The 20,941-nt window shown below is 57.6% G+C and carries 20 protein-coding genes; 4 read left to right on the top strand and 16 right to left on the bottom strand.

Annotated elements, in window-relative coordinates; genetic code table 11:
* Nucleotides 1-73 precede the first annotated feature (73 nt).
* The 6 genes from secE to ACR0MP_RS17585 all read right to left on the bottom strand — a co-directional run bounded on the left by secE (nt 74) and on the right by ACR0MP_RS17585 (nt 5,574).
* On the bottom strand, nt 74-271 hold the full coding sequence (gene secE / locus ACR0MP_RS17610; protein WP_170398600.1) for a preprotein translocase subunit SecE: 198 nt from the start codon (nt 269-271) through the stop codon (nt 74-76).
* Between the two features lie 80 nt (nt 272-351).
* Nucleotides 352-510: a cbb3-type cytochrome oxidase assembly protein CcoS gene (ccoS, locus tag ACR0MP_RS17605; RefSeq protein ID WP_074737762.1), complete on the bottom strand. Its 159-nt coding sequence runs from the start codon at nt 508-510 to the stop codon at nt 352-354.
* Between the two features lie 5 nt (nt 511-515).
* Nucleotides 516-2,693, bottom strand: coding sequence for a heavy metal translocating P-type ATPase (locus tag ACR0MP_RS17600; RefSeq protein ID WP_480887354.1), 2,178 nt, complete (start codon nt 2,691-2,693; stop codon nt 516-518).
* A 2-nt stretch (nt 2,694-2,695) separates the two neighbouring features.
* Nucleotides 2,696-3,154 (bottom strand): FixH family protein, encoded by a 459-nt coding sequence (locus tag ACR0MP_RS17595; protein ID WP_170406514.1) that lies wholly within the window; start codon nt 3,152-3,154, stop codon nt 2,696-2,698.
* Between the two features lie 2 nt (nt 3,155-3,156).
* Complete coding sequence (ccoG, locus tag ACR0MP_RS17590; RefSeq protein ID WP_170736306.1) at nt 3,157-4,584, bottom strand: cytochrome c oxidase accessory protein CcoG; 1,428 nt, start codon at nt 4,582-4,584, stop codon at nt 3,157-3,159.
* 111 nt (nt 4,585-4,695) lie between these two features.
* Entirely contained in the window at nt 4,696-5,574 is an 879-nt protein-coding gene (locus tag ACR0MP_RS17585; RefSeq protein ID WP_170406517.1) for a LysR family transcriptional regulator, read from the bottom strand.
* A gap of 101 nt (nt 5,575-5,675) precedes the next feature.
* Between ACR0MP_RS17585 and ACR0MP_RS17580 the strand changes: the two genes are divergently transcribed.
* Complete coding sequence (locus ACR0MP_RS17580) at nt 5,676-5,834, top strand: hypothetical protein (RefSeq protein ID WP_170398617.1); 159 nt, start codon at nt 5,676-5,678, stop codon at nt 5,832-5,834.
* Between the two features lie 151 nt (nt 5,835-5,985).
* Here the strand turns inward: ACR0MP_RS17580 and ccoP are convergent, their stop codons facing one another.
* From ccoP to ccoN, 4 genes are read right to left on the bottom strand one after another with little or no spacing between them, the layout of a single operon-like run.
* Nucleotides 5,986-6,849: a cytochrome-c oxidase, cbb3-type subunit III gene (ccoP, locus tag ACR0MP_RS17575; protein WP_170398621.1), complete on the bottom strand. Its 864-nt coding sequence runs from the start codon at nt 6,847-6,849 to the stop codon at nt 5,986-5,988.
* Nucleotides 6,846-7,058, bottom strand: a complete 213-nt coding sequence (locus ACR0MP_RS17570; protein WP_170406523.1) for a cbb3-type cytochrome c oxidase subunit 3 — start codon at nt 7,056-7,058, stop codon at nt 6,846-6,848. The genes ccoP and ACR0MP_RS17570 overlap by 4 nt, the downstream gene beginning before the upstream one ends.
* 11 nt (nt 7,059-7,069) lie before the next feature.
* Nucleotides 7,070-7,798: a cytochrome-c oxidase, cbb3-type subunit II gene (ccoO, locus tag ACR0MP_RS17565; protein WP_170398627.1), complete on the bottom strand. Its 729-nt coding sequence runs from the start codon at nt 7,796-7,798 to the stop codon at nt 7,070-7,072.
* Nucleotides 7,799-7,812: 14 nt separating this feature from the next.
* Nucleotides 7,813-9,420 (bottom strand): cytochrome-c oxidase, cbb3-type subunit I, encoded by a 1,608-nt coding sequence (gene ccoN, locus ACR0MP_RS17560; protein ID WP_170398630.1) that lies wholly within the window; start codon nt 9,418-9,420, stop codon nt 7,813-7,815.
* A 192-nt stretch (nt 9,421-9,612) separates the two neighbouring features.
* Between ccoN and ACR0MP_RS17555 the strand changes: the two genes are divergently transcribed.
* Nucleotides 9,613-10,452 (top strand): universal stress protein, encoded by an 840-nt coding sequence (locus ACR0MP_RS17555; RefSeq protein WP_480887356.1) that lies wholly within the window; start codon nt 9,613-9,615, stop codon nt 10,450-10,452.
* Nucleotides 10,453-10,494: 42 nt separating this feature from the next.
* Here the strand turns inward: ACR0MP_RS17555 and ACR0MP_RS17550 are convergent, their stop codons facing one another.
* Together ACR0MP_RS17550 and fnrL are read right to left on the bottom strand one after the other, a co-directional pair.
* Nucleotides 10,495-10,749: a GlsB/YeaQ/YmgE family stress response membrane protein gene (locus ACR0MP_RS17550; RefSeq protein WP_170398637.1), complete on the bottom strand. Its 255-nt coding sequence runs from the start codon at nt 10,747-10,749 to the stop codon at nt 10,495-10,497.
* 39 nt (nt 10,750-10,788) lie between these two features.
* Nucleotides 10,789-11,532 (bottom strand): transcriptional regulator FnrL, encoded by a 744-nt coding sequence (gene fnrL, locus ACR0MP_RS17545; RefSeq protein ID WP_170406526.1) that lies wholly within the window; start codon nt 11,530-11,532, stop codon nt 10,789-10,791.
* A 61-nt stretch (nt 11,533-11,593) separates the two neighbouring features.
* Here fnrL and hemN point away from each other — a divergent pair, with 61 nt between their 5' ends.
* Entirely contained in the window at nt 11,594-12,949 is a 1,356-nt protein-coding gene (hemN, locus tag ACR0MP_RS17540) for an oxygen-independent coproporphyrinogen III oxidase (protein WP_170406528.1), read from the top strand.
* Nucleotides 12,950-13,163: 214 nt separating this feature from the next.
* Nucleotides 13,164-15,089, top strand: a complete 1,926-nt coding sequence (locus tag ACR0MP_RS17535; protein ID WP_170406530.1) for an elongation factor G — start codon at nt 13,164-13,166, stop codon at nt 15,087-15,089.
* Between the two features lie 22 nt (nt 15,090-15,111).
* Here ACR0MP_RS17535 and ACR0MP_RS17530 read toward each other — a convergent pair whose 3' ends face one another.
* From ACR0MP_RS17530 to ACR0MP_RS17515, 4 genes are read right to left on the bottom strand one after another with little or no spacing between them, the layout of a single operon-like run.
* Nucleotides 15,112-16,689, bottom strand: a complete 1,578-nt coding sequence (locus tag ACR0MP_RS17530; protein WP_480887359.1) for an ABC transporter ATP-binding protein — start codon at nt 16,687-16,689, stop codon at nt 15,112-15,114.
* Complete coding sequence (locus ACR0MP_RS17525; protein ID WP_170398652.1) at nt 16,686-17,792, bottom strand: ABC transporter permease; 1,107 nt, start codon at nt 17,790-17,792, stop codon at nt 16,686-16,688. Before ACR0MP_RS17525 ends, ACR0MP_RS17530 begins: the two co-directional genes overlap by 4 nt.
* Nucleotides 17,793-18,887, bottom strand: a complete 1,095-nt coding sequence (locus ACR0MP_RS17520; RefSeq protein ID WP_480887361.1) for a microcin C ABC transporter permease YejB — start codon at nt 18,885-18,887, stop codon at nt 17,793-17,795. It lies immediately after the preceding gene.
* A gap of 1 nt (nt 18,888) precedes the next feature.
* The gene (locus ACR0MP_RS17515) at nt 18,889-20,799 is read right to left on the bottom strand and encodes an extracellular solute-binding protein (RefSeq protein ID WP_170562438.1); all 1,911 of its coding nucleotides are present in this window, start codon (nt 20,797-20,799) and stop codon (nt 18,889-18,891) included.
* Nucleotides 20,800-20,941: the final 142 nt, after the last annotated feature.

Genomic DNA, 20,941 nt, shown 5'->3' with positions numbered 1-20,941 from the left:
ATAGTCATGTCACCTACTCTGACATCGCAAGCTGTGCAAGGGGGCAGTCGCGTTTCAGCTTGCCCAAACCGGCTTAGCTGAACGCGCCGAGTACCAGTTGCAGACCGCCGCGAATGCCCAGATCAACCAGCGCAAAGAACACAGCCGTCAGCGCAGCCATGATGAACACCATGACCGTGGTCAACAGAACCTCACGACGGGTCGGCCAGACGACCTTTGCGACTTCTGCGCGGACCTGCTGAATGAACTGGATCGGGTTTAAGGTTGCCATGAGGCTACAATCTCTCTTCTAGCGGATGGGCCGGACATAGCCGGGCATTGCGGCAAATTCAAGGGCTGTTGACGCCCTTGTCAGGGCTTGGGCTTGTCATCCCATTCGTCGCTTAGGATACGGCGCGCATCGCCTTCGGGATCCTCATACTGGTTCGAGCGGACCGTGTAGATAAACGCAACCAAGCCAACCCCGCCCAAAAGCAGGGAAATCGGGATCAGATAGGCAAGCACTTCCATCAGAGTTACCTCAGCCGCAAGGCGTTCAGCGAAACAGTAATCGACGAGGTCGACATCGCCAATGCCGCAATAAGGGGTGTCGCCAACCCGGCAACGGCCAGCGGGACCGCGATGATGTTATAGACAGTGGCGATCCGGAAATTCTCGCGAATCCGACGCGTCGCCCTGACGGCTGTATCGCAAGCCTCAGCGATTGGGGACAGATCATTGCCCAGTAGCACGATATCCGACGCCACCCGCGCGGCATCCAAGGCGCTGGCCGGAGAAATCGAGACATGCGCCGCCGCCAATGCCGCCGTATCGTTCAGCCCATCGCCGACCATCAGAACGTGCCGACCTTGATCACTCAGCTCCTGCACCTTGGCGGCTTTGTCTTGAGGCAAGGCCTGGGCGATCCAGTTCTCAATGCCAAGCTTGCCCGCCAAGGCCTGAACCGCGCCTTGCGTATCGCCCGAAATCAGGATGACGTCTTTGCCTGCCGCACGGAAAGCCGCGACCGCCTCGGCAGCGCCTGCGCGCAGACTGTCGGTAAAAGTAAAGCGCGATGGCGTCCGCGATCCGATTGCGAGCCAGGCTGCGGTCTGCTCACCATCTTCGCCGCCGACCCAGGCCGCTCGACCCAGCCGGACCTGCTGATCGCGGTAAACGCCCTCAGTGCCATATCCCGGCACCTCAACAACATCGTGCAACTTGGCAGGCTTGATCCCGGCCTCACGCGCAGCCTTTGCAAGGGCAAGCGACAAGGGGTGCGAAGACGCTTCGGCTAATGCCAGAGCCACTTGCAAATCGCTACGCGAATGATCACCAAGGTTGGTCAACTCAGGCGCACCGGATGTGAGGGTTCCGGTCTTGTCGAACACCACCGTATCCACTTCGGCCAACCGTTCTAACGCGGTCGCGTGTTTGATCAGCATGCCACTGCGGAACAATCGGCCTGATGCAGCAGTGGTTACCGCCGGCACTGCCAAGCCCAGCGCGCAGGGACATGTGATGATCAAAACCGCCGCAGCGATATTCAGCGCCGTCCGGATATCGCCCGAATAAATATACCATCCTAAGAAGCTGAGCGCGGAGAGTATGTGTACCCCCGGCGCATAAAGCTTGGCCGCCTTGTCTGCCAGCGAGGTATACCGTGACCGGCCCGATTCAGCGATGGCTACCAGATCCGCCATACGGTGCAGCGAGGTATCTTCCCCGACTGCCGTCGCACGGATGGTCAGAGGGCCGGTCAGGTTAACCTCACCTGCACTGACGTTCAGCCCGGCCTCGGCAAAGACCGGGAGGGTTTCCCCGGTCAGCAGCGACCGGTCCAACTCGGACTGGCCCGAGATGATTTCGCCATCCACTGGCATGCGCCCTCCGGGGCGAACCAGAATCAGATCACCCACGTTAAGGCTCGCCACCGCCACTTCCGCTTCGGTCCCATCCACGAGCCGGATGGCGCGCGGGACCTCCAGCGCGGTTAGTTCTTCGGCGGCCGAACGTGCCGCGGCACGGGTGCGATAGTCCAAATACCTGCCCGCTAGCAGGAAGAATGTCAGGGTCAAAGCCGCGTCGAAAAAAGCATGTTCACCGCTGAGTGCAGTTTCCCAAAGCGACGTGACCAGAGCTAGCAGTATCGCCAAAACAATCGGCACATCCATATTCAACCGGCGTACGCGCAGCGCGCTCCAGGCGTTGGAAAAGAAAGGCTGGGCCGAGAACGCAATTGCAGGCAGCGCAATCGCCGCAGATATCCAGTGGAACATGTCGCGCGTCGCATCGGTGGCGCCGGACCAGACCGACACCGATAACAGCATCACGTTCATCGAAGCAAAACCCGCCACTGCCAGCCGCATCAGCAGATCGCGCCCGGCCTTATCGGTTTGCGTAGCCGAAAGCGCACCCGGATCCAGTTCGTGGGCTTCAAAGCCAGCGCGCTCCAGCACCGGGATCAGATCGGCGGCGCGCGTATCCGGTGCCGCCTTGATCATCGCGCGTTTCAGCGTGAGATTGACCCGCGCGTCTTCAACGCCGGGATGGGCATTCAACTCACGCTCGACCGTAGAGATGCAGGCCGAGCAGTGGATGCCCGGCAGCGACAGCGCGATCTGCACATCCTCTGGGATTGGCCGCGCCGCTTCCGCCGGGGCTGCGATGCAGCCAGGACAGGCTGCCCGAGATGGAGTGGCTTGCGCAACCATCTCTAACCTTTCACATACAGGGGCACACGTTGCGCGAACTCGGCACCATCTTTTGCTTTGGCCACAAGGCGAATGTTCCAGTTCCCTTCGCCCAGGGCAGCCGGAGCGGCATAGGCGATGCCATCAAAAGTAAAGTCCGGCGAGAAGTCTTCCTTCACATGGGTGGCGCGCCCCACCACGGCCTGCAGATCTGCCACTTCAACAGGGGAACCGGTCTGATCGGTTATGTATAGCACCAGCAGCCCTCCGGTCAGCTCGGCCTTGATATTCCAACCCAAGGCCTGCTGTTCCTTCAAACGTTCATTGAACTCCTGGCTGGCTACATAAGAGTTCTTCACCTCAAGCCCCGGAAAGGTCTTGATTGCACTATAAGCCAAGACGAGGTTCACCGTGATGATCACGCCAAAGGCCGCGACAAATACCGCCAATGCGTGTTTGCCTGTGAATTGACGTTCTGCCATTCTCAGCTTCCTCGTCCGTTGAAACTGGTATCCTTGTAGGCCCGCTCACCACTTTCCAGATCTTCGACCCAGATGCGAACCGAGGTGCTGTCAGCCGCCGCAGGGGCAGTACCCTGCGGAGCGGTGATATAGACGCGGGTCAATTGTGCCGTATCTGCAGTGACATTAACAGTCTCGCCTTCAACACCTTCGATTTCAATCTGCAGCGATGGATCGCCCGCAATCGTCAGTTTGAATGGCCGATCCTCGCCATGTTTGTTGCGCAGGCGTACATCATAGGTGTTACGGATCGTGCCATCTGAAAGGGTAACGAAAGTCGGATTCCGCACCGGCGCAACCGTCAAATCGATATCCGAACGAATAAACAGCGCAAAGAGCAGTGCAAATCCGACCAGTGACCATAGCGCCGTGTACAGGATCGTGCGCGGACGCAGGATGTGTTTCCAAACGTTTTTGGGTGGCTGACCTTCGCGTTCGCGGGCCTCATCACTCAGCGCCATATAATCGATCAGACCACGGGGCTTGCCTATCTTGGCCATCATGTCATCGCAGGCGTCGATGCAAAGCGCACAGGTAATGCATTCCAGTTGCTGACCGTCTCGAATGTCGATCCCTACCGGGCAGACATTGACGCAAGCCATACAATCGATGCAATCGCCCAGCTCGCTGTCAGCCGTACGTTTGCCTTTGCCGCGTGGTTCACCCCGCCATTCGCGATATCCGACGACGAGGGTGTCCTCGTCCATCATCGCGGCCTGTATGCGCGGCCATGGGCAGGCATAGATGCAGATTTGTTCGCGTGCAAAGCCACCGAAGAAAAACGTGGTGCCGGTCAGAATCAGCATCGTCGTATAGGCCACTGGATGCGCGTTTCCGGTGACCAGATCACGCGCCAGAGTTGGTGCATCCGCAAAATAGAAAACCCAGGCGCCACCAGTTGCGAGCCCGATGAAGAACCAAGCGACCCACTTGGTCAGGCGCAGCCGCGCCTTGCGGAAATCCAGCTTTTTCTGCCTGTGCAGACGCAGGCGCGCATTACGATCGCCCTCGATCCAGCGCTCTACAAGGATATACAGGTCCGTCCAAACCGTCTGCGGGCAGGCATACCCGCACCAGACCCGCCCAAGCGCCGAGGTGAACAGGAACAAACCCAAACCCGCCATGATCAGCAGCCCAGCGACAAAATAGAACTCGTGCGGCCAAATCTCGATCCAGAAGAAATAGAAGCGGCGGTTCGCCAGATCCAGAAGAACGGCCTGATCCGGAAGGCTTGGACCACGATCCCACCTGATCCAAGGCGTCACATAGTAAATGCCCAGCGTCACCGCCATGATGATCCATTTCAATTTGCGAAACGGGCCGGACACACGTCTCGGGAAAATCGGCTCTCTGGCGGCGTAGAGACTGGGGGTGGGATTGGAATCGCTCACAGGCTGGCTCCGCAACTGGCTATTCTGAGTGTGTGTTCTTCCAGATCACGAGGCAAGGGACTTTGACATGGGTCAAAACGCGCATCGTGCAGACACCTTTAGACGCGTGAATTATTGCTGGCTTCGCGCTTCGCGCCTCAGCCAGTTGATGAAAATTTTCACAGATCGCCTAAGAGCTTGTTTTTGCGTAACTATATGATACCCGCGCGTATCCGGCTCGGCGAACAGTTCGACGATGCGGCCCGCTTTGATGTCCGCTTCGACGAATTGTCGCACAGTGACGGTGACCCCTTGCCCAGACCGCAAACCATCCAGCAGCAGGTTACCGGGAAGCTGCGTACGCCCCGCGCCGCGTTCGGGTCCGACACCTCGCTCAGTCAGCCATTTTGTCCCCTCAGTCGTGCCAATTTCCTCAAGCCACGGCAACTGCGCAAGTTCTGCCGGGGACCAATCGGTCTTGTTACCCAATAGTGTGGGTGAGGCGACGATGACCATCGGCGTCTGCAACAACATCTCACACTCCACCCCCGGCCAACCGCCGGCGCCATAACGGATCGCTACATCCACGCCACCCGGTTGCAGCTCGACCACCTCAAAGGTTGGATCTAGGATCAGGTTTACATCGGGATGCGTCGCGCGGAAACTCGGCAGTCGCGGCATCAGCCAAGATGCAGCGAAGGAAGACGTCAGCGACACATGAACCGGGCGGTCCTGAGCCGAGCGAGCCAGATCACCCACAGCAGCCTCGATCGCACCAAATCCAAGCTGCAGGGCACGGGCCAGATGCTCACCTTCCGCGGTAAGTGTCAGCGCTTTGCCCGTTCGGTCCAGCAGAGCCGCGCCCAGATGTTTCTCGAGCGCGCGAAGCTGCTGGCTGATTGCAGCGTGGCTAACATTGAGCGCAGCACCGGCCTCGACAACACTTCGCTTCTCAGCGAAGGCTGCAAAGGCCCTGAGAGAGGCCAACGGCGGCAGTGATAGCCAGTCCATATGTAAACCCTACTTACACATTGAAATGGTAATTGAGTCGCATTCGGCGTGCGAAAGGTCAATCTTAAAGCTCAGAAACAACTCTGCACAGGAGGGAAACCATGCTGACCGTATTCGCCAGATCTTTTTTGAACGCGACACGCATCAATACGCCTCACATCTACGATGCGCCAAAGCCGGGCCGTCGCAAGCGGCGCTGGCTGCCCGAACATCATTGGTGGAGAGAAAACCCGCGCGATGTAAATCTGAACGATCTTTGATACTGGTTTGAATGCCGTATCTGGACCGGCAGAGATTGCAGCCCTATTGTTTGAAAATCGGCACCGGCTGTTCTGGAAACGCGCGAACAGATGGAACAGCCGGTGCCTAGACCTTCGGGCGGGAGACCGCCCGGAGGTGTTCTTTTAACCCTTACTGACCACCACCCAACTGATGAACATACGCCGTCACGGCGCGGATTTGCGCGTCGGTCAGGCGATTCTCCCACGGGGGCATCACGCCAAAGCGGCTGTAGGTGACCGTCTCGGTCAGGGCCTCTTGGCTGCCGCCGTAAAGCCAGATCGCATCGGTCAGATTCGGCGCACCCTGGGAAACGTCGCCTTTGCCGTCATCACCGTGGCAAGCCGCGCAGTTGTCTTCGAACACAACCTTGCCTGCCTGCGCCGCCGCGTCATCGGTCTGGGCGTTGGTCAGGGACATGACGTATTGAACCACTTGAGTGATCTCATCCTTTTCGAGGATCTCACCAAAGGCCGGCATCTCGGAATAGCGCGCGTCGTCGCTTTCCTCGTTCCGGATGCCATAGGCGATGGTGTACTCGATATCCTCAAGCGAGCCGCCCCACAGCCAGGCGTCATCCAGCAGGTTCGGGAAACCCGGCGCACCCTGCGCGCCCGATCCGTGGCACTGCGCGCACCAGGTTCGGAACACAGCGCCACCAGAGTTAACTGCGTATTGTTGCAGCTCCGCGTCGGCCGAGATTTCTTCCAGCGGTGTTTCCACCAACTTGGCATTCCACGGCGCATTCGCTTCTTCGAACGCGACCATTTCCTGCTGCACCAGCTCGCGCGAGGACCAACCCAGCACACCGGCGGTTGCCGATTGAACCAAGGGCCATGCGGGGTACATGATCGTGTAGATCACGCCCCAAATGATGGTCGCGTAAAAAGTCCAAAGCCACCAGCGCGGCATCGGATTATCGAATTCCTCGATTCCGTCCCAGCTGTGACCCGTGGTGTTAGGATCGCCCGGCTGTTTTTCAGGTGTCTTACTCATTGCCGCGCCTCCTTGGATGTGGCGGGTTTGTCATCGCCCCGACGGGGCGCTGGGGCATCAGTGTGCCGGAACGGGATGTTGGCGGTGTCCTTGTATTCCTTGCTGGCACCCGGGCGGAAAACCCAGATGATGATGCCAATAAAAAACGAGAACAGGAGCAGCAACATCCAGCTATCCGCGAACTGCCTTAGAATTGTGTATAGTTCCATCACACCCTCCTTTAACGGCTTGCGTCCGGGGTGAAGGTCGAGAAATCGACCAGCGTGCCCAGCATCTGGAGGTAAGCAACCAACGCATCCATTTCAGTCAGCTCGGGCTGACCGTCAAAGTTACGCACATTGACCTTGTCGCCATAGCGTTCCAACAATCCATCATAATCGCTGTCCGGATCGGCCTGCGCCCGAAAATCGGCCTGCGCCTGTTCAAGCATCTCGTCGGTATACGGGGTGCCGACCACGGCATTTGCCGCCATGATGTCACCGATATACTTGCCGTCTAGCTTACGATCCTCAAGGAAGCCGTATTTCGGCATCACCGATTCCGGCACCACCGATTGTGGATCGCGCAGGTGGTCCACCTGCCATTGATCCGAATACCGGCCACCGACGCGGGCAATATCCGGCCCGGTGCGTTTGGACCCCCATTGGAACGGATGATCATACATGGATTCAGCCGCCAGCGAGTAGTGGCCATAGCGTTCAACCTCATCACGCATCGGGCGGATCATCTGGCTGTGGCAAACATAGCAGCCTTCGCGCAGATAAACCTCACGCCCCGCCAGTTCGAGAGGGGTGTAAGGGCGCATGCCCTCCACCTTCTCGATGGTGTTCTCAAGATAGAACAGGGGCGCGATCTGTACGATGCCACCGATGGTCACGACCAGAAAGCTGAAGATCAGCAGGAGGGTCGCGTTGGTCTCGAGGATCTTGTGTTTGTCGAGAATTGCCATTGCTCCGGCCCTCCTTATTCAGCCGGGACCGCGACGGTCAGGCTGGCCTCTTTGGCCGGCGCTTTCCGTACGGTCATCCACAGGTTGTAGCACATGATCAGCGAGCCAGCGACGAACATCACGCCACCCAGCGCACGCACCACATACATCGGGAACTTCGCGGCAACGGTGTCAGCGAACGAATTCACCAAGAAGCCATTGGCGTCCACTTCACGCCACATCAGGCCTTCCATGATACCGGTGACCCACATCGACGCCGCGTAGAGAACGATGCCAATGGTGGCGAGCCAGAAGTGCCAGCTGACCAGCTGCAGCGAGTACAGGCGCTCACGCTTCCACAGAACAGGGACTAGGAAGTAAAGAGCACCAAAGGTGATCATACCGTTCCAGCCCAGCGCGCCCGAGTGTACGTGACCGATAGTCCAGTCGGTATAGTGGCTGAGGCTGTTCACAGCGCGGATCGACATCATCGGACCCTCGAACGTGGACATGCCGTAAAAGCCGACCGAAATCACCATCATCCGGATCACTGGGTCAGTGCGTAGTTTGTCCCATGCACCCGACAGGGTCATCAGACCGTTTATCATACCACCCCACGAAGGCATCCATAGGATCACCGAGAATACCATGCCAAGGGTCGAGGCCCAATCAGGCAGCGCGGTATAGTGCAGGTGGTGCGGGCCGGCCCAGATATACAGGAAGATCAGCGCCCAGAAGTGGATGATCGACAGCTTGTAGCTGAATACTGGACGCTCAGCCTGTTTCGGGATGAAGTAGTACATCATACCCAGGAAACCGGCAGTCAGGAAGAAGCCCACGGCGTTGTGGCCATACCACCACTGGATCATGGCATCCTGAACACCAGACCAGACGATGACCGATTTCGATCCCCAGATGCTGACCGGGATGGTCATGTTGTTGACCAGGTGCAGCATGGCGACAGTCACGATAAAGGCCAGATAGAACCAGTTTGCCACGTAGATGTGCGGCTCTTTCCGCTTGATGATCGTGCCCAGATAAACAGCCAGATAGGCAACCCAGACAACGGTCAGCCACAGGTCAACGTACCATTCAGGTTCGGCATATTCTTTCGACTGCGTTCCACCAAGTATATAACCGGTTGCCGCAAGCACGATGAACAGCTGATAGCCCCAGAACACGAACCATGCCAGGTTTCCACCCCAAAGTCGCGCAGCGCTGGTGCGCTGTACGACATAGAACGAAGTTGCGATCAACGCGTTACCGCCAAAGGCAAAGATAACCGCCGATGTATGTAACGGCCGCAGACGCCCGAAATTAAGATAGCCCTGCGCCCATTCGAAGTTCAGCGCCGGAAAGGCTAGCTGGAACGCAATAAAAGTCCCCGCCAGGAACCCGACTACCCCCCAGAATGCGGTTGCGATCACGCCGTAGCGGATCACGTCATCCATATACTCACCAGAGCGGTCGACGAGGATATCTGGCTCTTCCGTGTTTCTAAGCGTCCAGATGAACAGACCGCCGGCGATCAACATCACCAGAATTGCGTGCACCTGATACGCCAAATCCCGTGCGTAGTTAGAGCCGATGGCTGCGAACAGCACCACCAGCCCAAGCACGATCAGCTTGATGTAATTTGACATATTGCGTCCCTTTGCCATGCCTCGCGCGATTCTTCGTGTCACGCGAAACCTTTTTGACTGCATGCTGTAATGCAGCGAGGTCGCCTTTGACGCTTTGATCTGCATCAAGACAAGCCCCTGTTTTCTGTGAGAGGTATTTTGCAGAAACAGACACGCGCTGGCAACGGACAGCGCCGGAAACATGAGGTCGACATGGCATTTAAATCTCTTCTTACGGTCATGACGGAAACCAAGCTTTCTCAGAACGTACTGGCACAAATGGTGGCATTGGCAGAAGGGCAGGACGCCCATGTCGAAGCGTTGTGTCTTGGCGTCGATCGCAGTCAGACCGGTTATTATTATGCCGGTGCAAACGCTTTGATCCTGCAGGAGACCCTGAGCCGCGCCAATGCCGAGGCGGACGAGATACTCGCCTACGCTCAGGATTATCTGGGTAAGTCGGGCGTGCGCTGGTCCGCTGAAAACGGGGTAGCTCAGATCGCTGATCTCGGGCGACATGTCGCACGTCGCGCGCGCTTTTCGGATCTCGTGGTATTGCCGCGACCTTATGGAAAAGACCGCGACGCAGAAGCTGAACCCATCGTCGAGGCCGCCATGTTCGAAGGCCATTCGCCGGTGCTGTTAGTGCCCGATGATAACAAACCGATTTCGGCCCCTAAAACCGTCATGGTGGGCTGGAACGAAAGCGTCGAAGCGATGCGCGCCATCCGTCGCGCGTTGCCATTCTTGAAGCAGGCCGAACTCACACGGATTGTTGTGATTGATCCACCGCGTCATGGGCCGGATCGATCGGACCCGGGCGGTCTGCTATCTCAGATGCTGGCACGACATGGGGTGAAGTGCGAAATCGACGTGCTCAGCAAGACCATGACGCGCGTCTCAGACATCCTCAATCGCCACGCTGCCGATACCGAGGCCGATATGATCGTTATGGGGGCCTATGGCCATTCGCGCTTTCGCGAGGCCATTTTGGGCGGTGCGACCCGCAATATGCTGGAGCAATCAGAAATCCCCGTGTTTCTGGCTCACTGACGACGCCAACAAACGCAAAAGCCGCCCGTCTCTGGTGCGGCTTTATGTCTTGCGGATCAGGCCGATCAGGAACAGCAGGATCACCGCGCCGATAGTGGCAAAGAAGATCGAAGAGATGAGCCCTCCGCCAACCGCAAAGCCCAGGGCGGGAAAGATCGTGCCCGCCAGAAACGCACCGACAATCCCGACTATAATATTCCCGATCAGGCCGAACCCACGCCCTTCCATGATTTTTCCCGACAGCCAGCCAGCTATTGCGCCGATGAACAGCATGGCGAGTAAACCGCTAAATTCCATAAGGGACTCCCAATTGTTCGAGGGCGGCGGGCTGAGGCATCAGACCAGAAACCCGCCATCGGTATCGTCGCCCGCCTCTTCCATTAGGCGCCCCATATCGGGGATTGTTACATGGCGTTTACCTTCCAGAGTAATGACCTGATCTTTCTTCAAGGCGGAAATCTGCCGGCTGACAGTTTCCAGGGTCAGCCCAAGATAGTCGGCCATCGCCTCGCGCGTCAGTGGCAGGTCAAAGACAATCGGAGCTACCATTCCGGCTTGATGAATCGATGCGTCCCGGCGCGCGATGATCGAAAGCAGGCTGGCAATCTTTTCCCGCGCCGTCTTGCGCCCAAGCACCAGCATCCACTCACGGGCCGCATCCAATTCGTCCAGCGTCATTTCCAGCAGACGCTGCGAGATGTGCGGCGTTGTGATCATCATGTCTTCGAACGGCTTTTTGCGGAAACAGCACATCATCAGATCGGTGGTTGCAACCACGTCATAAGGCGCGTTGTCTCGTCCAGGGCGACCCACGAAATCACTAGGCAGCAGCAGGCCGACCATTTGCCTGCGCCCATCCTCCATCGTCTGTGTCAAAGACGCGATTCCCGACACGACCGAGCCGACAAAATTCATCGGATCGCCGGACCAGATGATCGTCTGCCCCGCCTCAAAGCTGCGGTAGTACTTGATGTTCTCAAGCTCTTCCAGCTCGTCCTTTTCGCAATGCGCGCACACCGCACGATGCCGGATCGGGCATTCTGCGCAATTGGTGTGGTCGAATTGGGCCTTGAGTGTCATTCGCGCTTCCATTTGATTTCGGTCAAAGTACCCTGGGCCCTCCAGCTATAGTCATATCTTTATGACACTGAAACCTCAACTGGCACGGCTTGGACTTTTTGACGCGAAAGTACCGCGTTACACAAGCTATCCCACCGCACCCCACTTCAGCAATGACGTTGGGGCCGATCTGTTTAGCGACTGGATTTCCGGGATTGCTCCGGGCAGTTCAATCTCGCTTTACATCCACGTACCCTTCTGCCGTCGGCTGTGCTGGTTTTGCGCCTGCCGGACACAAGGCACCCAGACTGATAACCCGGTCATTGCCTATGTCGACGTGCTAAAGGCCGAGCTGGACCTGCTGGCGGCACGCCTGCCAGAGGGTGTTAAATTGTCGCGGCTACACTGGGGCGGCGGTACGCCGACGCTGTTGAATGCAGACCTGATGCGGGATCTGGCCGCGCGAATCCTTGAGATTGTGCCTTTAGGCCCAGACGCCGAGTTTTCCGTCGAGATCGATCCGAATGAGATCGACGAAGCTCGGCTGGATGCACTGGCCGAAGCCGGGATGAACCGCGCATCGATCGGCGTTCAGGATTTTGACGACGAAATCCAGAAAACCATCGGTCGCATTCAAAGCTATGACACCACCCGCGAAGCTGCCGAGATGATCCGAGCGCGTGGTATATCCAGCCTGAATGCGGACATCCTTTATGGCCTGCCCCACCAGACCAAGGCACGCATGACCGAAAGTGTGCAAAAGCTGTTGTCGCTGAACCCTGACCGGGTCGCACTCTATGGCTACGCGCATGTGCCGTGGATGGCCAAGCGCCAGCAGTTGATTCCATCAGATGCCCTGCCCACACCGGAACAGCGACTGGAACTTTTTGAAACCGCCCGGCGACTGTTCCTATGGGACAATTATGCCGAGATCGGGATCGACCACTTTGCAACGCAGGACGATGGACTGACCCACGCGTTGCGCGCGGGTCGCCTAAAACGAAATTTCCAGGGCTATACAGACGATCAAGCTCCTATTCTGATTGGCTTGGGTGCCAGCTCGATCTCACGCTTCCCGCAAGGATATGCGCAGAACGCACCGGCAACCTCGGCTCATACGAAGGCCATACGCGAAGGGCGGTTCTCGACGTCGCGCGGGCATTTGTTCAAAGATCAGGATGTTCTACGGTCTCGTCTGATCGAAGCATTGATGTGCGATTTTCAGATCAACTCGGCCGAGATTCTGCGCGATTATGACATTTCAACTGCGGAACTGCAGCAAATGTACGCAACGGCAAACGCGGCCTTCGACGGGTTGCTACGCGTGGATGAAAACGGATTGTTCATACCGCCCGAAGCACGTGCGCTGACCCGCATGATCGCGCGCAGCTTTGACACGTATGATCTGAGTAAGGCTGGGCATAGTTCCGCGATCTGAACACTCTTCGGCAGGTCGTTTTTCGCGACCTTCCCTTACAAACCGGCACGGGGGCTTGACGCATGCCTTCGGTTTTCTCCACACTCAAGGGGGTGGAGAGACCCACCTCTTCACAGCCTGAGGCAGGCAAACGCAGACAGTTCTTGCCGACGCGCATGCGTTCGACAGCCCTTTTCGTGCAGCCATACTGCAACCTGAAAGAGGGACAGCACTCATGCGCGTTTTCACCGTCCTCGGCCCCAGCCAATCGGGCAAATCCACCTTGGTCGAAGCGATCAGCCGCCTCGACGGGCGGCCCACCACATTCGATGTTGCCGGAACCGTGCATCTGCACGGTTTTTCTTATTTAAACGAACCGTGGTGCGCTGTGGACGTAGACGGAGGCGGCGATGCGCTGGCCTATGTCGGCCCGGCCATGGCGATCTCGGACGCAGCAGTTGTGGTTGTCCCGCCTGACCCCGATGCCGCCGTTCTGTGTGCCCCGTATCTAAGGTTGGTCGAAGAGGCCGGCATTCCCTGTTTTTTATTCATCAACCGCATGGACAGCCCTAACGGTCGCATCCGCGACATCGTTGCTGCACTGCAGACCTATTGCACCCACCACATCGCTCTGCGGCAGGTGCCGATCCGGGACGGAGACACCATTATCGGCGCAGTCGATCTGATCTCGGAACGCGCCTGGAAGTATCAGGAGGGGCAGCCCTCGGCCCTGATCGAGCTACCGCAATCAGCGGAAGACCGCGAACAGGAAGCACGCACTGAGTTGTTGGAGACCCTATCGGATTTCGATGACAATCTGCTGGAGCAACTGATTGAGGACAAACAGCCCCCAAGCGACGAGGTATACGAGCTGGCCGCACAGGTCTTGCAGAACCATCAGCTTATCCCGGCTTGTCTGGGTGCCGCGAGCCATGGCAACGGTCTGACCCGCTTGATGAAAGCGCTGCGTCATGAAGCACCTGAATTCAACATTGCAGCTGACCGGGATGAGGCCGAAGAAAACGCCCGTGCCATTGCTGGCTTTGCGGATGTGAAGAAGCATATCGGCAAGATCACCGTATTGCGCGGTCTGGGCGACGGCGTGAAAGCTCATGAACCCCTTGGTGGCGAAACTGTTGGAAATCTGACAACCTTGGACGCCAAGACCCAGATCAGCGCGCTTGAAGCCGGACATATTGGCCTTGCTGTCAAATCCGACCACCTTAATCCTGGCTTCATCTATGACAGCGCGGCGGCAACGCCGTTGCCGGAATGGGCCTCATCCCATCCTGCCGCGCATCGTCAGGTCGTATCGCCCGCGCATGAGCGAGACGACGTGCGCCTGTCGAATGCGTTGACCCGGCTGGTTGAGATCGACCCCGGCCTGCACCTGGAGCAAGACGAGTTGAGCGGTCATTCTATTCTGGGCTCACAAGGCCCGCAGCACATGCGCCGCGTGACCGCCAAACTCGCCGAGGATTTTGGCATCGAGATCGAGGCCGAGGCCGCCGGAACCGCCTATCGCGAAACCATTCGCACAAGGGTCGATCATCGCCATCGCCACCGCAAGCAATCCGGCGGTGCGGGGCAGTTTGCCGATGTGGTCATATCCATCGCTCCGCTGCCGCGCGGCTCGGGGTTCCAGTTCGAGGAAGTGGTGAAAGGTGGGGCCGTACCCCGGAATTACATTCCTTCGGTTGAACACGGGGCCAAGGACGCACTGGTCGAAGGCCCCGAAGGTTTCCCTGTGGTGGACGTTAAGGTGACGCTCAGCGACGGCAAGCACCATAACGTGGACAGTTCGGATTATGCCTTCCGCACCGCTGGCAAGAACGCGGTGCGTGAAGCGCTGCCCGAAGCGAAACCAGTCGTGCTGCAACCGATCCTGAACGCCGAGATCCATCTGCCGTCAACCTTCGTAGGCGATCTCGTTCCAACGATCAGCTCGCTGCAGGGACAAGTCCTAGGTTTCGAAGGCAACCCCAACGCCTCAGGCTGGGAAATCTTCAATGCGACACTCCCCGCCGTTGCGGAAGATGAACTGCACCGAACCCTCGCCAGTGCCACCCGTGGCACCGGTTGGGTCAAACTGCAATTCGATCACTATGAAGAACTGCGCGGCCCCGTTCCCGCGTCAGCCAAAAACAAGGAAATAGCCTGACATCGAAGGCGCGGGCTGCGTATCAGCCCGCTGCCGCGATCAGTTCGCGGGTGTAGTCGGTCTGGGCGTGTTCGAACAAATCTTCGGCAGCGCCCATCTCGACGACATCGCCGTTTCGCATGACGATTACGTTATGTGACATCGCGCGCACGACCTTCAGGTCGTGGCTGATAAACAGATAGGCCAGCCCGTATTTCCTTTGCAGGTCACGCAGCAGGTCAACGATCTGCACCTGCACGGTCATGTCCAGCGCACTTGTAGGCTCGTCCAGAACCAGCAGCTTGGGCCGCAACACCATGGCGCGGGCGATGGCGATCCGCTGGCGTTGCCCGCCGGAGAACTCATGCGGATAGCGGTCCATCGCAGAGGGGTCCAATCCGACCTCGTTCATCACTTCGGCCACCAGATCGCGCGGGGCGCGATGAGGATCGACCTTATGGATGGCCAGCCCCTCGGCGATGATCTGCATGCAGGTCATCCGCGGGCTGAGGCTGCCGAACGGATCCTGAAATACGATCTGCATGTCCTTGCGCAACCGCCGCAACTCGCGCGTTGACCAGCGGCGCACATTCTGGTCGCGGAAAGTGATCCCGCCCTCGGACGCGATCAGACGCATGATCGCCAGCGCCAGCGTCGTCTTGCCCGAGCCGCTCTCCCCCACGATCCCAAGCGTTTCCCCGGCACGGACGCTGAGGGTCGCGTCGTTGACGGCCTTCACATAGCCTACGGTCCGTTTCAGGAAACCGCGCTGGATCGGGAACCAGACTTTCAGGTGATCGGTGCGGGCTACCTCTTCGGCATCCGGGGCCACCGGGTCGGGGTGCCCGGACGGCTCGGCCTCCAGAAGCTTGCGAGTATAGGGGTGTTGCGGGTTGTCGAAAATCTCCGTTGTCACTCCGGCTTCGACAATTTCACCGTCCTTCATCACGCAAACCCGGTCGGCGATGCGGCGGACGATGCCAAGGTCATGGGTGATGAACAACATACCCATGTTCTCGGACTTTTGCAATTCGGCCAGCAACTCCAGAATCTGCGCCTGGATGGTGACGTCCAGCGCCGTTGTCGGCTCATCCGCGATCAAAATGTCCGGCTTGTTCGCCAACGCCATCGCGATCATCACGCGTTGACGCTGCCCGCCGGACAACTGGTGCGGATAGCTGTCCAGCCGTTCCTCGGGGTCTCGGATGCCGACCTTGGTCAGCAGTTCTACAATCCGTTCCCGTGCCTCATCGCCGGTAACGCCCTGATGCAGAGCCAGCGATTCCGCCATCTGTTTCTGGATCGTGTGCAATGGATTGAGCGAGGTCATCGGCTCCTGAAAGATGAAACTAATGTCGTTGCCGCGCACGTCCATCAACCTGTCTTCGGTCGCGCCGATCATCTCTTGCCCTTCATAAGTGACCGAGCCTTCGACAATTGCGCTATCACCCAGCAGCGACACAGTGCTCAACGCCGTCACGGATTTGCCCGAGCCGGATTCGCCCACCAAAGCCACCGTTTCACCCCGGTCGACGGTAAAGGACACGCCTTTGATTGCCGCACTCACCTGCCCGTCCTGCCGGAACGAGACCTTGAGGTTGTTCACATCCAAAAGGCTCATGAGAAGGTCTTTCTGGGATCAAACGCATCGCGGACGCCTTCAAAAATGAAGACCAACAGCGACAGCATGATGGCAAAGGTGAAGAAGGCAGTGAAGGCCAGCCACGGTGCCTGAAGGTTCTGTTTCGCCTGCAAAGTCAACTCTCCAAGCGACGGGGCTGAAGACGGCAAACCGAAGCCAAGGAAATCCAGCGAAGCCAGCCCACCGATGGTTCCAGTCACGATGAACGGCATGAAGGTCAGCGTGGCGACCATCGCATTAGGCAGCATGTGGCGAAACATGATCGTCATGTTACCCACGCCCAGCGCCCGCGCGGCACGGACATACTCCAAATTTCGTGCCCGCAGGAATTCAGCGCGCACGACGCCCACCAGTCCGGTCCAACTGAACAGGATCATCAGAATCACCAAGAGCCAGAAACTTCGCCCAAGAATCGCGAACATGATGATAATGACATAAAGCGAGGGTGTCGCCGACCAGATCTCGATAATACGTTGGAAGATCAGATCCAGCCAACCGCCAAAGAACCCCTGAATGGCCCCAGCAAAAATGCCGATCAAACTGGCCACACCGGTGACGAGTAAAGTGAACAGGATCGACAGGCGGAAGCCATAGATGACACGAGCTAGCACATCTCGCTTGGTGTCGTCAGTGCCGAGCAGATTCTGACCATTAGGCGGCAGCGGTGCAGCGCCCGGGCGGTCCACGCTGGTGTTGAAGGAATACGGGATTGGAGGCCAGATGGCCCAGCCTCGCTCAAACCCATCCGCTTCGAACGTGCCCGCCTTGATTTCGTCGATGATACCTTCGGGGTCGTCGAAGCACTGATCCAATCCGCCGCTATCGATCAGGCACATGACCTCGGGGTCGCGATAGATCGCCTCGGTCTGGAAATCACCGCCGAACTCAGTCTCGGCGTAAAAGTTGAAGACTGGCGTGTAGATTTCACCCCGGTACTTTACCAGGATCGGTTTGTCGTTAGCGATGAACTCGGCAAACAGCGATAGGCCGAACAACACCGAGAAGATGATCAGCGACCAGAACGCCCTGCCATTGCGCCGGAAGTTGCGCCAACGGCGCTGATTGAGAGGGGAGAGTGCCATTTACCCCTCCCGCTTTTCGAAATCGATACGTGGGTCAACGAGCACATACATCAGATCGCTGATAATGCCGACGACCAGCCCCATAAGGCCAAATATGAAAAGCGTACCAAAAATCACCGGATAGTCGCGCGCCACTGCGGCCTCAAAGCCCAGACGCCCAAGACCATCGAGCGAGAAAATGGTCTCGATGATGATCGATCCACCGAAGAACACACCAATGAATACAGCAGGGAAACCTGCAATCACGATCAGCATCGCGTTGCGGAAGACATGACCATACAGCACCTTGCTTTCACTCAAACCCTTGGCGCGAGCGGTCATCACGTACTGCTTCTTGATCTCATCCAGAAACGAGTTCTTGGTCAGCAGCGTCAGCGTCGCAAAGGCCGAGATGGTCAGCGCGATTATCGGCAAAGCAATGTGCCAGAAATAGTCAGTAATCTTCCCAAACAGGCTGAGGCTGTCCCAATTGTCCGAGGTCAAACCCCGTAGCGGGAAAATCTGCCAGTAAGAGCCACCGGCGAACAACACCAGCAGCAGAATGGCAAACAGGAAACCGGGGATCGCATAGGCCACGATGATCGCACCGCTGGTCCAAGTATCAAAGCTCGACCCGTCCTTGATCGCCTTGCGGATACCTAGCGGGATCGAGACCAGATAGGCGATCAGCGTCGACCACAGACCCAGCGAAATAGACACCGGCATCTTTTCCAGCACCAGATCAATCACACTGATCGAGCGGAAATAGCTCTCTCCAAAATCCAGCGTCAGGTAGTTGCCCATCATGCCCAGAAAGCGTTCCAGTGGCGGTTTGTCGAAGCCAAACTCTTTTTCCAGTTCAGCGATGAATTCGGGCGGAAGGCCACGCGCACCGACGTATTTGTCATCAATGGCACCACCTGCGGGCTCGGCCCCAGCTCCGGCATCGCCTCCACCAGCGAACCCAGCAAAGACGTCGCCCTGCCCTTCGATCTGCGCGATGATCTGTTCAATGGGACCACCGGGCACGAACTGCACCAGCGTGAAGTTGACGATCATGATGCCCAGAAGGGTCGGAATGACCAGCAACAGGCGTCTTAGGATATAGGCGCCCATGTTATCGCAGCGCGCCTTTGGCTTTCAGGTCAGCCTCTTTCTCGGGGTTGATCCACCACAGATCGAGATACCCAAGCGAGAATGGAGGCAGGTTTTCAGGGTATTCGTACATGTCGTAATAAGCCGTCCAGTAATCCGCCACATACCCATCGGGAATGACGAAGAACTCATAACGCAAGACACGATCCAACGCCATCAGCGCAGCATCCTGTTCTGCCTGATTTGTCGTGTCGAATGACGCTTCGATCACAGCGTCAACAAGCGGGCTGGCAAGACCGGCAGGGTTGAACAAGCTGAACGCGGCTTCTTCCGATCCGTACATCTGACTGAGACCCCCGCCGGTCGACAGGAACGAGCCGTAGCGGTTCGAATATACCATATCATAATCACGCTCACGCCGCCGCAGGGTGAATTGAGAAGGATCTACCTTCTCTGCCGAAGCATCCACACCGATCGACTGCAGGTTCTGCACATAGGTCTCGATCATGGTGGCGGTCGAGGTTGGAATGCTCGACGCATACGGAATATTGACCTTCAGCATCTGCCCATCGGCATTGCGGCGCAGATTGCCGTCGCCGACGGGCCAACCAGCCTCGTCCAGCAGTTTCGAGGCTTGCCGCAAATTGCGACGGTCGTTCAACCGAGCTGGATTGGATTCGTGGACGACAAGCGCAGGCTCGCTGAACACCTCGGCCGGAACCACGTCACCCAGCGTTTCCAGAAACGCCAGTTCGGCACCCTCCGGCACGCCTGTCGCTTCAAGATGTGTCCCCTGCACAAATGAACTGCGCGGTGCGTTCAGACCGAACATCAGCGATTCATTTGCCCATTCGAAATTGAACGCCAGCGCCAGCGCTTTACGCACATTCTTGTCGGCAAATTGAGGCTTGCCCAGATTGAAAACGAAACCCGACGGCGTCGGTGGGCTACCATCCACGATCTCGTCCTGCACGACAAACCCTTCGCTGAGTTTCGGGAAATCGTAACTAGAGGCCCAGAGCTTGGGGTCACTTTCGATACGCATCGTGTATTCGCCCGCCTTGAACCCTTCGAAGGCGGCGGTTTGATCCGCGAAATACTCGATCCGGATAGTGTCGTAATTGTTGCGGCCTATGTTGATCGGCAGATCCTTGCCCCAATAATCGTCGCGACGCTTGTAGACTATACGACGGTTGATGTCATAGCTGTCCAGTTTGTAAGGACCTGAACCAACGGCGACCTCCAGCCGCGGTTCGTCCAGACGACGGCTTTCATCAGCCTCGAACCAGGCTTTTGAAAATACCGGGGTCGACCCGACGGTTTCGATCAACCCGCGCCGGGTGACATCCGGACTAAAAGTAAATTTTACAGTGTGGTCATCCAGAGCTTCAGCCCCTGTAACCATGCGCCCGACGGCTTGCGCATAAGACGGCAAACCCTGCTCAATGAACAAACGATGACTATAGACGACGTCTTCGGCAGTCACCGGGGTGCCATCCCAGAACATAGCTTCGGGGCGCAGATTGAAGATCACATAATTGCGCCCTTCGTCATATTCCATACTTTCCGCAACAACCCCATAATACTGCCCGACACTATCCGCGGTGCTTTCGATCAGCGGGTCATATTGAAGCGTAGTCAAAGCGCCTGCCCGCCCCTTGCGCGAATAAGGGTTCAGGGAATCAAACGTACCTGAGCCCGCCAAAGACAGCTCTCCGCCCTTTGGTGCGTCTGGGTTGACGTAGTTCAAGTACGGATAGTCGGCCGGATAATCCAGATTTCCGAAATAGGAATACCCGTGGCTGCGCGTGACGCCCTCTTCATTGGCACGGGCAGGATCGCTGCTGCCCAGAACCAGTGTCGCCGAAATCCCCAAAGCCGCAGCCCAAGCGTGAATTCCGGTAAAGCGCATCTGGGGCAGAAGGGGTTTCATCAGGCTCGTCCTCTGAATTTCTGTCATCTTCATTGTCGTGCCCGCCAGCTAAAGGTCCAGCACTGTCAGTTGCAAGTTTAGAATGCGTGAACGCTTTGTGAAGTTCTTCTCAGACAAAAAATAAAGCCGCTGCGCAGGGCAG

It is taken from the genome of Ruegeria sp. K3 (assembly GCF_056531845.1).
This window is presented reverse-complemented; position numbering and strand designations above follow the sequence as displayed.